Below are 12,030 nucleotides of genomic sequence, written 5' to 3'. Positions count from 1 at the left end.
GACCTGCGCCATCCGAAACGAAGAGAGCGATGACGCGTGGTTGGCCTAAAGCTACTTGTTGGTGTTCCAGATGTCGGTCGCAAGCTTCCAGTCAGCGCCGACCTTCTCCCAGACCACCACATACTTGCCGGTGATTTCCTGTGATTGCGACCCTTTTGTCCGAAGAGAGAAGGTCCCGATCTCGCGGGCTGCGTTGCTTCCGAGCGGCTTCACGTCCACTGCTGTCAGCTTGATGTCGCCAATCTGCTCGGCGGCGGATTTCCAGAATGTCAGGATCGCGTTCCTGCCCATCACCATCTCGGCTCCAGGCGGCAAAACGGCGGCATCGTCCGTGTAGTGGGCAGCGACTGCCGCAATATCCCCAGTGTTGAAGGCGCTGGTGAACTGATCGTTCAGGTTTTGAATCGTTGCCTTATCCTGCGCCTTGGCGGAAACCGGCAGGCACAGACAGGCAGCAGCAAGGAGGGCGTACACGCGCATGATCTGTCTCCCGGTGCAGTCAGGGGCATCATACCACTGCTGGCAAGCGCCGCCACCGAAGCCTGATGTACCCACTTGGGATGAGGTGTTTCCCATCGGCTTGATATAGCTTCATGCTTCAGTTGCTGAAACAGGAGGAATCCGATGGCCGGGAAAGCGCGTATGCGACCGTCATTCAAGAAGCACACCCGCCGCTACAGGGAGGTGATTGCCCCAGCCAAGACGCTCGAAGGACAGAAGAACCTTGCCAAAAAGCGGCGCTACGCTAACCGGCACGGTTAGCCGAGCACAAACCCTTTCAGGTTCTTCAGAGCTTTATCGCGCCGCTCGATGTGATCCCTGGCCCGCCGCTGCATCTCCACAGTGCAGCGGCGAGGCCCATCGACCTCTTGCTGATGGGCGTGTCAGGCCAACAAGGGTGCAGGGTCGGGGTTCCCATATGGCACTGCACTGTTCTCTAGCAAGGGTCACCATTAGCGAACGCATTATCGGCGGAACTTTGAGGTCGAGCACCGAGCGTCACGCCAGACGCTCTTTCGGCGTGAAGCTACAGCATCAGTGTCATCAAAAAGCCAGGGTATCTGCTCTTGATCTTGTCATGAGCAAAGCCCCGAGACGCCCGAGCCAACGTAACGACCTCAGACAGCAGGATGGCGGGGCTGGCGCGCAACGGCCAAATTCCACCACCCGCAAGTCGCGCGCCGCGTCGAAGAAGGCGAACACGGTTCTGGACTCCCTGAGCGCTGAGATACCCAACGAGGTCCGAGAAGGACCGGAAGGGAACACCGTCTCCAGCCTTCCGCTCGAACAGGGCGACGCGCTTGCCAGAGACGGCAGTCTGGTCGCTGAAGGCAATCAGAACGGGCCGGATCAGCAAAGCCCACACAGCAGGATTGGAGGCGAGGTCGAGCAACCGGTGCAGACGATCCCATTGGCGGATGGTCTCGCTTTAGCAGAGCCCAATCAGGACGTTGCAAGTGGTCAGCCCCAGCCCAGCGAAGCGGTGGCGATACGAGCTAATCAGAGGCAAGAGCCAACTCAGCATCACCCCGTGGTCCGTGACCTCAAGTCGGACAGCCGTGAGGATGGTAAAAGCTCAATGCAAGGGAGAGCAGCACACAGGACTCAGATGGGCCAGCAGACGAATGGGCGAGCAAATCCCATCTACATCCTTGCCGCCACCACCCTTGGCATCCCGGCTGTGCTGTTGATCCCGCTGATCGGGACGAACCCCGGAATCCAGGAGGGGACCTTTACGACCGTTCTGGGCTTTCTTCTGCTCTCGGCCTTTGTCACGGCAGTGGTGTTCGAGATCAAGCGGCTCGTTGATCAACCGTCTGAGGAGCACCACCACTGACAATCCGCGATTGTCAGGCTAGCACATCTCGGACTTATCCGGATCGGCCATAGCCGTTTGAATCAGTTCCTGCGAACCGGGTGCCGCCTCGCACCGGGTTTCCTTTGTCACGGCGTCGGTGACATGTATGCCGGGATGATCAAGCAAATCCAGGATCGACTTACATCGTCAAGTAAGCCGATCAGTAGCCTTGATTTGGAACTACATACTTGATCCCCAACTTCACGCGGGCTCCGTGTCGATGCCCGCTTCTGCCAAGTCCTTGAACCCGCCGATGTTGAACACGGCTGTGTAGCCCATTTCCTGAAGGGTCTTGCCTGCCAGGGCAGAACGGCCACCGGAGGCACAGTGCAGGAGGATAGTCTTGTCCTTCTGGAACGCTGTGTTGTGGTATTGGCTTTCCGGGTCGGCTCGAAACTCCAGCATCCCGCGCGAGACGTTCACCGCACCTTTGATCCGGCCCGTCTGCTGAACTTCCGTAGGATCACGCACATCCACAATCAGCACATCCCCAGACCGCATCTTCTCCGCCGCTTCGGCGGGAGACAGCTTGGGGACAGTAGAGTTCGCGTCCGCCAGCAGGTCCTTGACATTCTTGACCATCATTTCCTCCGACTTGTGTGCTGCCAGGAAGCCGTGAGCAAAGGTTCCGCTCCGAAGGAATTCCTGTCAAGGTATGCAGCGGGATCATGCTCGGAATGGCACAGACAGTCGCAAGGAAGGTGGCGGGGCGCGCTCTCCCAACCAACCTTGACAGGAAGGAAGCCTGCAAGTCAGCAGGAAGTCCAGAATAAGCCTGTAGATATTGGCTTCATGCAAAACATTTCTGTTGTGTCGGATTCTCAACAGACGAGCTTGGCCACTCTGCGTATCGTGGCGGCCAAGAATAAACCAATAATTCCAGGGAGAAGCGCATGATCGACAGCAGACTCTCACAGCCGCTTCCGAGCGACGCGTCACCCCCCGTATGTATGCTCCCGATCTGCCGCCTTTGCTGCAATCGTTGCTGGCGACCTTGGCTGACATCAACTTCGCCTATGAGCGCGAGCGCGACAAGCTCAGCACCAGCACGAGAGATATGAACCTCAAGATACGCTTGCTGGAGAAGCTCAAGCAGCACCATCGCCAGCGGCGCGAACCTTACCTTCAACAACTCGCCATCCTACAAGAGCGCATCCGGCGCATGTGCTGATGGGCTCACTCTGTCCGAGCAAGCAAAGCCCATGACCGAAAAAGAAATCGAAGTCGTTGCCGAGGAGCTTGCCAAGAGCGGTGACGCGTCCTGGTATCCAGGATGCGTGCAGGACCCATCATGCGGCTTGTGACGGACCAATATCGTGAACAAGCGCGTGCGGTCATTGCAGCCTTGGATCATCTCAGGACCAGTGGTGACCCCTGGCAGTCTCCCGGCCCTCGGATGGACGGATCACCGGAAAGCACCCAACCCGGTTCGATCAGTGATGTTCGGCCCGGTGCGACCCTCATCTATCGTCCTCCAGGAGACCAACGGGCGTATCCCTGCCGCATCGTGGAAATCCAGGGGGATCGCGCTTACTTGGCTCCCATTCTCCGGACATGCGTTGGATGGGTGTCAATCGAGCGGCTCCAACCATCAGCCGGTAAGACGGTCCCGGATCACTAAGAACAGCGTTTGAGCGACGAGTTCACTTGCTCACCGGAAATCACATGTCGCAAACACGAGGGGCAAGGCTTATCGGCATCGGATCAGGCGGTCTCCTGTACACCGCTCACGTCTCCCGCGCGTTTCAGGTCCGCTTGTTCTAACGTAGGTGAATGAGCTTTTGAGCCGCCGTGGGTAGGCTTGCCGCTCATGGGCATGACCTACCAACGTGTTCCCAACGTGTTCGCGTTGACACCGGCAGTGCCGATGAGGAGGGCCTGCTCGTGCTGCGCGACAACAAGCTCGTCGCGGTCCTGGTCCAAGTCTCCAATGAGATCGGCGACCCTGAGCTTCGCAATCAGTGGTTTCTGGAGGCGGGCTTCGGGCCATGTCTGGGGCGAGGGCGTGGACATGGCGTGTTCGGCAGCCTCGCGGCGGCAGCGGCTTGGATACAACAGGCTGTTACCGAGGCCGACGCAAGACGCCGCGCCTGGGTACAGCGTCAAGCCGAGCTTCGGGCACGACGGAGGCCAAGATCGGTTGGAGGGCGCGTGATGTCATCTTCTCCCCTCGATAGCAAGACGATCCTCTTGGTGGAGGATGAGCCGCTGGTGCGAATGTTCATGGTCGATCTGCTCCAGGAGGAGGGCTACCGGGTCCTGGAGGCCGCCCATGCCGATGAGGCTCTGGGACTTTGGTGCAGAATTCAGATGTGGGCCGCGCTGCCCCCGACATCGGGCTCAGGTGATGCGCTGGGATACCGGCATGCCAAGGCGGGTCATGACGTTGATGACCTTGCAGCCGGCCGCGGCTTCGGCCTTTTGCATAGGCAGAGCCCGAGCGTGGAGACGGCGACCAATCAGGGTTTTGTAGCGCATCATCGCCACCTCGCCCAATGACCGACAACCGTAGTTGACCGCCTTCTGCCAGCCGAGACGCCCGCGCGCCTGGATCATCTGGAGGTGCCGGTCTCGCTGGGTGGGCGCCGTCTCGGCCGTGTTGCTCGGCACTGCCGTTGACCGCGGTGGGATAATCACAGCCGCAGCAGGATCCCGCTCGGCGATGGTACGGTAGACGGGCTCGCCATCATATGCGCCATCAGCCGTGACTGAAGCGATTGGGCTTGAGATCTGATCCAGCAAGGGACCGACCAGCGAGGCGTCCCCATCTTCCGTGGTGGTCAGCTCTGAAGCGAGGATCTCACCGGTATCGGGATCAACGGCGAGGTGGAGCTTGCGCCAGGTCCGGTGCCCTTTGCCGCCATGCTTCTCGCGCTGCCATTCGCCGGCCCCAAATACCTTCAGACCAGTGGAGTCGATCACCACGTTCACCGGCCCGCGTGCTGTGCTCAACGCCTTGGCGACACTCAGGTCGACGCTGCGGCGCGAGAAGGTGGTGTGATCCGGCACCGGCAGATCCAAGCCGAGCAGACGCAGGATCGAGGCCAGCATGCCTTCGGTCTGGCGCCACGGCCGGCCAAACGCCAGCCGCAGCATCAAGCCCGTCTCGATCGCAATCGCGGAGTATTGCTGCGGTCGGCCCCGACGGCCGCTGCGGGGCGGTGTCCATGCGGCCATCGCCCCGGGTGTCACCCACACGGTCAAGTCACCGCGCCGACGCAGTGCCGCATCGTACTCCGGCATTATAAACCAAACACAGCAATTCTGGAGATGGGATCGCTTTCTCGGATCTTGGTTTGACGCATTTCGTGCCCAACCGCCTGAACCGAAGCACCGGCGGTGTGATGGAGCGGCAATAGCCGAAGGTGAGGCAAATCCGCCTTATGCCAGACCATCGCCGCAAGCAGATGCCATCAATGGTCCTTATCTTGGAGGTCCTTATCTTGGAACGCCCTAGCCATGTCCGACATGGTAGTGATGCTCGCCACCGCCGACCACGAGGTCAGAGCCTCGCACAAAGCCATAGTTCCCAAGGAAAAGCTGTCTTTGGTTTATAATGCCGCCGAGGTTTATTGAACAGACCTTGCATGCTCCCCAGATGGCTCGATGCGCCGCAGCGCGGATGGGCGAGGCTGACCCGAATGGGCCTCAGGTCAGTGCCGCTCATGTTGGGCAGCCTACCACCGCCTTTCGGCGTATCCACGAGAAGGCGTAGGTTGCAGGACGGAACGGGGTGATTCCCTCGTCGGCGTATCCCCGATTGCGCTCCTTCAGACATCATCCCTTCGTGCTAGGAACTCCATCCTGAAAGCACGAGGGATGGGCAATGTTCGGAAAGGCTACTGAGACGGCTCAAAAGGTGAAGAAATCTTCCTCGCCCCAGATACCATCGGTCGAGCAACCCGTAAGGAACGACAGCGACTTGGCCGTCAGCCTGAACGGCGAGGCCACCGCGATAGGCGAGAACACATCGGCTGAAGCGACCCTATTCGGACATGCGTACGACAGGGGAATCGTCCAGGTTTCCTTCGGTACCGCGTGGCTTGCCGCCGCATCGGTGTCATCAGCCGGGCAGCCAGCCTACGCCTCAACCAACGGCTACGTCGGGTTCGCCGGGGCGGACTATTCATACACCTCGACCCAGAAGTTGACTGAAGGCGGAGATGGCCCCAGTGGGTCGTGGTCTGTGGAACGGTCGCAAACGGACTTTGTCGCCCTGAACGTCGTGGGCTGGGATGTCCAGGGCGGGTCCGTCGACCGCTACGCTGAAGCGAATGTGGGCACAGGTCAGCAGATTCCGGCCGTCGACGGCAACGTGGCGCGCTTCAAAATTGACGCGAAGGCGTACGGTGACGATTCCTTCGTGCACGCCGACAGCATGTCCATGGCGATCGATGGATTCTCGTCCAGCACGAACACCGCAACGATAGGGGTCGGCAGCGCATTTGCCGGGACGAGACCCATCCTTCGCGGGTCTGGCAGCGACATCATTCTTGCTTCCGACGTCGACACATTCATCGACGCTGGAGCGGGGAATGACCTCGTCACGACCGGAAAGGGAGACGACTGGATCATCGCGGGGGCCGGCAACGACCTGGTCTTCACGGGAGGGGGGAACAACACGGTCCTCGCCGGGACCGGCAACGATGCCGTCACAGCCGGGAACGGCGATGATTGGGTCTTCGGCGGAGACGGCAAGGACGTGATCGCCGTCGGATCCGGCAACAACATCGTCAATGGCGGGGAAGGGAACGACACGATCGTCGCGGGCGGCGGGGATGACGTGATCATCGGCGGCATGGGCAAAGACGTGATCTCGACAGGGGACGGCCGGAACCTCATCCGGATGGGCCTTGGAGGCTCGGAAAGCGACGGGGACGACGCGATCACGACGGGGCGCGGGCTGGACCTGTTCTTCCTCGACGGTTCCTTCGGGCGCGATACGGTCTGGGGCTTCGCGACGGGGCAGGGTGATCGACTCGTGGTGCAGGACGGTTCCGATAGCTCTGCATCGATTGCGAGGTCCAAGGGCGACTCGCTTGACCTCGTCATCACCCTTGGCAGCGGAAAGACGGCATCCGTCCTGACCCTGGACAACTTCTTCAAGTGCAATCCCTGGTACGCCTCTCCATCCTCGAAGGCGGCGTTGACCACGGCACAGCAGGAAGTGATTCGTCAGGACATCTTCATGGATGGGGCCGACGACCCACTGGCTGATGCGTCCGGCGAGTACTTCGCGATCGGCGACTATCTGGGACTCTTGGGTTGAACGCCTGGCCGCCGAGGATTCCTGATGCCCATACAAGGTTAGGATGCCGCCGGATAGTAATCATCGCGCCTGACCGCGTTCCGGCTGATCGATTTCTCATGATCGCGTCCTGATAACTATGTACCTGCACGCCCCAAGGACCATGCTGGCCATGACAGGCAGGGACTGGGCTTATGCCCGCCGCGTGGACGCAATACTTCGGGCGTACTGGTGCACATGGCGGTCCCTCCGTACGCCTCCCGGCGTATGGTGTCGGCAGGATTCCCATACGTCTTCTTCCCCGACGACCTGACATGAGACTGCCTTGGAGAGAGGCCGGAAACCAAACTAGGGTGCTGACGTCCATTCGAAACAACCCGGCGACGAGTCCGTGGCGTGAAAGGAGGAAGGAAATGGAAGCTCCCGAACCCAACGAAACCAACGGTTCGGCAGTTGCGGTCGTCGATTCGCTGAGCCTCAGGAGAGCCGGCCTGATGGCCTTTCTTGAGCCGTGGGCAGGGCCGCTCGGATGGTCCCTTCACCCCTTGAGCGGCGAAGACTTGTCGCAGGCTGCGCAGTATCGGATGTTCATCATCAATCTCGGCTCGCGACCCGTCTCCGATCCCGATCACTTTCTATGGATCGAGGGACTTTGTAAGCAGGGTCTGCGGGTACCCTATGTCATCCTTTCGGACCGGAACGAACCGGAGGCGATGATTGCTGCCTTCGAAGCTGGAGCGAGCGGTTTCATACCGACGAGCACGAGTCCTGATCTTGCGTTCCATGCCCTCACATTCGTTGCACACGGCGGCACGTTCTTCCCGCCATCAGTCCTCCTTTCCTTCGGGCAGGAGAAGGGGAGGGATGCATGGAACAGATTGCATCCTACGGCGCGTCGGCCAACCACACTGACGTGAAGATCGCCGATTAGGCACCATGATCCAGGGATGTCCCTTGGATGGCGATGATTTGTGCCACGGTGTTCCTGGACTGCCGGAATCGCTGTCGCTTTCGGGCGCAGGATGAAACCGGAAATGGGAAATGTCATACAATTGGCCAGGCAAAGTTGCCTACAACCCAATGCGGGGCCGTGCCGAATCAAGTTCAAGCAAGCTTCATGACAGGTCACGGTCGCTTCAACAGGTTAGTCAGCGACGGAAATACTCGGAAGATGTTCTCGCATCTCCAACGCGTAGTCCCAAAGAAGGAACATACCCCCAAAGGATTCTTGTGGCTACGCTGTTGGCGCTATACAACCGCGATCACCTCTCAAAAGTAAAACGATTCTAAAATAAGGCCCACGGCATCCGAAGGGCTATCCCAACTCGCTTCCGGTCGATTCAAGAAGAGTCCAATGAAATGGGGAAGGGAATGCCGAATCACGTTCTTGGCCTTACGGAACATGGGGATCGCAACGTTGCCCTGATCGATGACATGGAGATGCGCCGAGCGGGCCTTGCCTGCCTCCTGGAGGATTGGATAAAGGCCAACTCCATTGTGCTTGCGACCTTTGCCTCGCCTGTGGCGTTAGCAGAATCCGAGGGAGGCGACAGCTTCCGGATGGTGATCATGAGCCTCGGCGGAACTATGGTCGATGAACCGTTAGTTGCTGCCGGGATCGAGCAGATCCGGGCGTTGGCGCCCCAGGCCAGCTTGGTCATCCTATCGGACCACAAGGACCCGGGGCAGATCGTGGCGGCGTTCCATTCGGGAGCTCAAGGATACATGTCCATGGGGACCGACCCAGGCGTCGCGCTCAGGACGCTGGGCTTCATCCTGTGCGGGGGCACATTCTTCCCGCCTCACGCGCTGGCCGACCTGTCGCAGGCCTCCGCCAAATCTACCGGAGCGGGCGCACGAACGAGCTCACGTTCGGGCAGTCCGATCACGGTGCCGGGAGGGCTGACGTCGAGGCAGCGGGAGGTTCTGGACTGCCTCCGCCACGGGAAGTCGAACAAGCAGATCGCACGCGAGCTGAACATGCAGGAGGCGACGGTCAAAGTGCATATTCGCCAGATCATGCGGAGACTCGGCGTCAAGAACCGGGTCCAGGCCGCGATCGAGGCAACCCGGTTGGCCGATGCGGCACAGACGGAATCACAAGCGGAACTGGAGAGTGCCGACACGGATATCTCTCCAGCAGTCCAGACTGTCGATAAAGGGGCGACGTCGCCCTCTACTCAACAGATTGGCGATGCAGCGCCACTAGCGACCCTGTCGCCGACCTATGGGTTTCATCTGAAGAACGGGTCTCCGTTGCTCGGACGTCCCAGGGTGCCGTCCAAGCATTGACGCTTGGAGACTGCTGGGGCCGCTCGCCTACTGGCGGGAAACGTTCAGTTGAAATGGATTGATGTGACGAAGGAGGCCGGCTTGCACTTCCTCGAATGGACCACGAGCCTTGCACAAGTCTTGCCGCGAACCCTGTCTTCGCTACCGATCCCCGTCCTTCTCGGCATCCTGGCCGCCCCGGTTGTCTTGGCCGGCCTCTCACGCTCGGGCGTGGGGACAATCGGGGCGGGCATTCTCACGCTGCTGACCTTTGTGCTGCTGGCGCAGGGGGAGGCCAGCGGGTACGGACTTCCACTGCTTGCCTATTCAGGGGCGCTGCTCGTGGCGATGAACGGCTTCGAGGCGGCAAACAGGAGGCGAAATCTGGATGCCCAGAATCAGGAGATCGAGCGTCTGCGGAACGAGACGCGGACCTTTCTCGACGCATTGGACCGTCGTGCGCAGATCGTGGACATGATGGCAGCGAATGGTGCGGAGATGAAGGTTGCCGGCGAGGGAAACAGCGAAGGCGCAGAGCAGGTCAACTGACCCAGTGCCTGATCCCTTTCGGGAGCGTTCATGATGCCCGACAGGTCGGACCTGATCGCGTTATCCGTTGCCGCATCGGCGCCCTGTTGCACCTGTCTCCCAATGTTCTATGAGAAGCTCGAATCTATACTCGGCAAGAATCTTGAGCTGGGCGTTCTGCTTCCTCAGGCAAGCGATGACCTTCAGGAGATCTGCACGGTCCATTTCATCGACCCGCATGGGTCCATGATCGGTTTCGAATACATCGTGTTTCGGGCAGCCGGTATTCCCTTCCCCTGCCTGCTTCCGTCATCGCTAGTCCCCCACCAATCCAATCCCTGCCGATTGTTCATTGTCGACGAACGCGGCGACTGACATGACAAGCAGGGATGACCGTTTTCCAAAAACATATCGATGGAAGGGACGCGCATTGCGGTCCGTGGCGCGTGATCCCCATGTGGAGTCCCATCAGCCGATCATGATGATTGAACCCAGCGTTACGCTCGACATCTGGTCCTCGACGGCGAGCGCGAACATGTCGACCTCGATGACGGCGTTGTCCGCGAATGCTTCGAAATCGGCATCGTACACGGCGACATTGCCATCGAACGGGATGCCCGAGTCGCTCCCGCAACCACAGGGGTCGTAGTCGGCGGGATCCTGAACCGGTGGAGTTGCCCCCGCTGTTGCCGGGATTCCCTCATCCACGACCTCGTCGGAAGGGGAAGGAACGCTTATTCCTGATTCGTCGATATTCAGCGCGTAGAGGTAGTCGATGGAGGAGGAGATGGCGGTCGTGCCATCAACCTCCTGGTCGATGGTCGATGAGTCATAGCTCAGGCTGAACGACCAGTCCGCTCCGCCGATCAGTTCAACCGAACCCGTCGCTGACGCGTAGGACTGTCCCCCCGATGTCGCAACGGCTTCCGTCGTCAACGACACTTCGGCCGATGTCGCGACCGCGCCGGCGCTGATATGTCCAGACGCCGACACGGAGGAGAACGTGTCCTCGCCGATCGCGGTCGCGTCGGCGCTGACCACCGCGCCGAATCCGTCCGAATTGGATTCGATCGGACCCGTCGATACGGTCGCGGAGACAGCGTAGGTATCGACGAGCGTGCTGGCCTCTCCCGATCCGTCATCCGTTCCGGTCTCACTTACGCTGGCACTCAGGTTAAAGCCTCGATTGATGGTCATGTCCGTCAACCTTCAGGTTCGTGATGGCGCGAATGTAACAGCCGTGCCGACGAGAGCGCGGGCGCAGAAGCGGTGCATGGCTGCAATGAAGGTGGTGCTGGGTTTGCTTGCCCCGGGACTACGCCAATCGGCGGTGAGTACGGGAAACCACGGCTCATCCAGTCGGCGCGACAGATGGACAGGTTCGGAAGGCGTATCCGGATCGGGGGCTTAGGGCCGTGCGGCCGCCGGCAGCCAACCCTAAGCACATTGGCGCTTAGTCCTTGTGCGCCTTTGCGATCGGAAGCTCTGCGGATCTACAAAGCAGGCGTTGGACGGATCCAACACAACAACTGGAGAATACCATGAGCTGGACTTTCCCTGGCCATAACGACGGCGAAGAATTCGAACTTGAGATCGACGTCTCCAAGGATTTCGAGGTCTTCGTCGACGTCGACTTCGACACCGAGACCTCGTACGACAGCTACGTCGACGTGGATTCGTACATCGACGTGTGCGTCGACATCGACGGCAACCAGGTGACCTTCAACCTCGACGCCCAGGCGATCGGCGACGACGGCCTGGTGGACTCGACCGTGACCGCCATCGCGACGGACGACTACGTCAGCCTGACGATGTCCGGCGTCGTGGCCGTGGCCTGACACCGCTTCGGGCCGATCACCGGATCGCCCGATCGTGGGGCCTCGGGATTCCGCTCCCGGGGCCTTTTTTACTTGCAGGTCTCGACCGACGGACCGGCGGTGCCGGAGCGGGCGTGCCGGATTCCTGCCCGACCGAAAGGCAGGGGCAACGGAACGCGCCACTCGGCGTCCCACCAGAAGGTCGCGATCCCGGACATCGGCGTAGCGCCGACAGGACCGCGCACCTTGAACGTGCAAGGACTCGCTGGTCCTTGGCAGGTGCGGATGGACGGGCGGGTCTGCGTACG

Annotated in this window: 15 protein-coding genes and 1 pseudogene; 9 read left to right on the top strand and 7 right to left on the bottom strand. The window is 60.3% G+C overall.

The window, feature by feature from the left end; all coding sequences use genetic code 11:
- Positions 1-51: 51 nt before the first annotated feature.
- Positions 52-480: an SgcJ/EcaC family oxidoreductase gene (locus JO965_RS47345; RefSeq protein WP_203448207.1), complete on the bottom strand. Its 429-nt coding sequence runs from the start codon at positions 478-480 to the stop codon at positions 52-54.
- 144 nt (positions 481-624) lie between these two features.
- On the opposite strand from JO965_RS47345, the gene JO965_RS47340 reads away from it, so the two are divergent.
- Positions 625-762: a hypothetical protein gene (locus tag JO965_RS47340; protein ID WP_203448201.1), complete on the top strand. Its 138-nt coding sequence runs from the start codon at positions 625-627 to the stop codon at positions 760-762.
- Positions 763-1,078: 316 nt separating this feature from the next.
- Positions 1,079-1,837, top strand: a complete 759-nt coding sequence (locus tag JO965_RS47335) for a hypothetical protein (RefSeq protein WP_203448200.1) — start codon at positions 1,079-1,081, stop codon at positions 1,835-1,837.
- Between the two features lie 222 nt (positions 1,838-2,059).
- On the opposite strand, the gene JO965_RS47330 is transcribed toward JO965_RS47335, so the two are convergent.
- Together JO965_RS47330 and JO965_RS50010 are read right to left on the bottom strand one after the other, a co-directional pair.
- Positions 2,060-2,440: a rhodanese-like domain-containing protein gene (locus tag JO965_RS47330; RefSeq protein ID WP_203448480.1), complete on the bottom strand. Its 381-nt coding sequence runs from the start codon at positions 2,438-2,440 to the stop codon at positions 2,060-2,062.
- 239 nt (positions 2,441-2,679) lie between these two features.
- A pseudogene (locus JO965_RS50010) lies at positions 2,680-2,751 on the bottom strand (PTPA-CTERM sorting domain-containing protein); the annotation flags it as partial.
- A 53-nt stretch (positions 2,752-2,804) separates the two neighbouring features.
- On the opposite strand from JO965_RS50010, the gene JO965_RS47320 reads away from it, so the two are divergent.
- Positions 2,805-3,029, top strand: a complete 225-nt coding sequence (locus JO965_RS47320) for a hypothetical protein (protein ID WP_203448199.1) — start codon at positions 2,805-2,807, stop codon at positions 3,027-3,029.
- 650 nt (positions 3,030-3,679) lie between these two features.
- Here the strand turns inward: JO965_RS47320 and JO965_RS47315 are convergent.
- Positions 3,680-3,964, bottom strand: coding sequence for a hypothetical protein (locus JO965_RS47315; protein ID WP_203448198.1), 285 nt, complete (start codon positions 3,962-3,964; stop codon positions 3,680-3,682).
- Positions 3,965-4,198: 234 nt separating this feature from the next.
- The gene (locus JO965_RS47310; RefSeq protein WP_371827052.1) at positions 4,199-5,101 is read right to left on the bottom strand and encodes an IS5 family transposase; all 903 of its coding nucleotides are present in this window, start codon (positions 5,099-5,101) and stop codon (positions 4,199-4,201) included.
- 583 nt (positions 5,102-5,684) lie between these two features.
- Between JO965_RS47310 and JO965_RS47305 the strand changes: the two genes are divergently transcribed.
- The 5 genes from JO965_RS47305 to JO965_RS47285 all read left to right on the top strand — a co-directional run bounded on the left by JO965_RS47305 (position 5,685) and on the right by JO965_RS47285 (position 10,280).
- Positions 5,685-7,127, top strand: coding sequence for a calcium-binding protein (locus JO965_RS47305; RefSeq protein WP_203448197.1), 1,443 nt, complete (start codon positions 5,685-5,687; stop codon positions 7,125-7,127).
- A gap of 392 nt (positions 7,128-7,519) precedes the next feature.
- Positions 7,520-8,023 (top strand): response regulator transcription factor, encoded by a 504-nt coding sequence (locus JO965_RS47300; RefSeq protein ID WP_203448196.1) that lies wholly within the window; start codon positions 7,520-7,522, stop codon positions 8,021-8,023.
- Between the two features lie 454 nt (positions 8,024-8,477).
- The gene (locus JO965_RS47295; protein WP_203448194.1) at positions 8,478-9,398 is read left to right on the top strand and encodes a response regulator transcription factor; all 921 of its coding nucleotides are present in this window, start codon (positions 8,478-8,480) and stop codon (positions 9,396-9,398) included.
- Between the two features lie 48 nt (positions 9,399-9,446).
- Complete coding sequence (locus tag JO965_RS47290) at positions 9,447-9,926, top strand: hypothetical protein (RefSeq protein WP_203448193.1); 480 nt, start codon at positions 9,447-9,449, stop codon at positions 9,924-9,926.
- Between the two features lie 30 nt (positions 9,927-9,956).
- Positions 9,957-10,280 carry a hypothetical protein gene (locus JO965_RS47285; protein ID WP_203448191.1) on the top strand — a complete coding sequence of 108 codons (324 nt, stop codon included), beginning with the start codon at positions 9,957-9,959 and terminating at the stop codon, positions 10,278-10,280.
- Positions 10,281-10,373: 93 nt separating this feature from the next.
- On the opposite strand, the gene JO965_RS47280 is transcribed toward JO965_RS47285, so the two are convergent.
- Positions 10,374-11,102: a hypothetical protein gene (locus JO965_RS47280; protein ID WP_203448189.1), complete on the bottom strand. Its 729-nt coding sequence runs from the start codon at positions 11,100-11,102 to the stop codon at positions 10,374-10,376.
- 344 nt (positions 11,103-11,446) lie between these two features.
- Here JO965_RS47280 and JO965_RS47275 point away from each other — a divergent pair, with 344 nt between their 5' ends.
- Positions 11,447-11,743, top strand: a complete 297-nt coding sequence (locus JO965_RS47275) for a hypothetical protein (protein WP_203448187.1) — start codon at positions 11,447-11,449, stop codon at positions 11,741-11,743.
- Positions 11,744-11,811: 68 nt separating this feature from the next.
- Here JO965_RS47275 and JO965_RS47270 read toward each other — a convergent pair whose 3' ends face one another.
- Positions 11,812-11,967 carry a hypothetical protein gene (locus tag JO965_RS47270; RefSeq protein WP_203448186.1) on the bottom strand — a complete coding sequence of 52 codons (156 nt, stop codon included), beginning with the start codon at positions 11,965-11,967 and terminating at the stop codon, positions 11,812-11,814.
- Positions 11,968-12,030: the final 63 nt, after the last annotated feature.

This window comes from Microvirga sp. VF16, assembly GCF_016864375.1.
Lineage (GTDB): Bacteria > Pseudomonadota > Alphaproteobacteria > Rhizobiales > Beijerinckiaceae > Microvirga.
This window is presented reverse-complemented; position numbering and strand designations above follow the sequence as displayed.

What these genes read in the sequence shown, in the direction of transcription:
- JO965_RS47305 (WP_203448197.1), top strand. Translation starts at nt 5,685, where the DNA reads ATGTTCGGAAAGGCTACTGAGACGGCTCAAAAGGTGAAGAAATCTTCC.
- JO965_RS47335 (WP_203448200.1), top strand. Translation starts at nt 1,079, where the DNA reads ATGAGCAAAGCCCCGAGACGCCCGAGCCAACGTAACGACCTCAGACAG.
- JO965_RS47320 (WP_203448199.1), top strand. Translation starts at nt 2,805, where the DNA reads ATGTATGCTCCCGATCTGCCGCCTTTGCTGCAATCGTTGCTGGCGACC.
- JO965_RS47275 (WP_203448187.1), top strand. Translation starts at nt 11,447, where the DNA reads ATGAGCTGGACTTTCCCTGGCCATAACGACGGCGAAGAATTCGAACTT.
- JO965_RS47280 (WP_203448189.1), bottom strand. Translation starts at nt 11,102, where the DNA reads ATGACCATCAATCGAGGCTTTAACCTGAGTGCCAGCGTAAGTGAGACC.
- JO965_RS47300 (WP_203448196.1), top strand. Translation starts at nt 7,520, where the DNA reads ATGGAAGCTCCCGAACCCAACGAAACCAACGGTTCGGCAGTTGCGGTC.
- JO965_RS47330 (WP_203448480.1), bottom strand. Translation starts at nt 2,440, where the DNA reads ATGGTCAAGAATGTCAAGGACCTGCTGGCGGACGCGAACTCTACTGTC.
- JO965_RS47295 (WP_203448194.1), top strand. Translation starts at nt 8,478, where the DNA reads ATGCCGAATCACGTTCTTGGCCTTACGGAACATGGGGATCGCAACGTT.
- JO965_RS47310 (WP_371827052.1), bottom strand. Translation starts at nt 5,101, where the DNA reads ATGCCGGAGTACGATGCGGCACTGCGTCGGCGCGGTGACTTGACCGTG.
- JO965_RS47340 (WP_203448201.1), top strand. Translation starts at nt 625, where the DNA reads ATGGCCGGGAAAGCGCGTATGCGACCGTCATTCAAGAAGCACACCCGC.
- JO965_RS47345 (WP_203448207.1), bottom strand. Translation starts at nt 480, where the DNA reads ATGCGCGTGTACGCCCTCCTTGCTGCTGCCTGTCTGTGCCTGCCGGTT.
- JO965_RS47285 (WP_203448191.1), top strand. Translation starts at nt 9,957, where the DNA reads ATGATGCCCGACAGGTCGGACCTGATCGCGTTATCCGTTGCCGCATCG.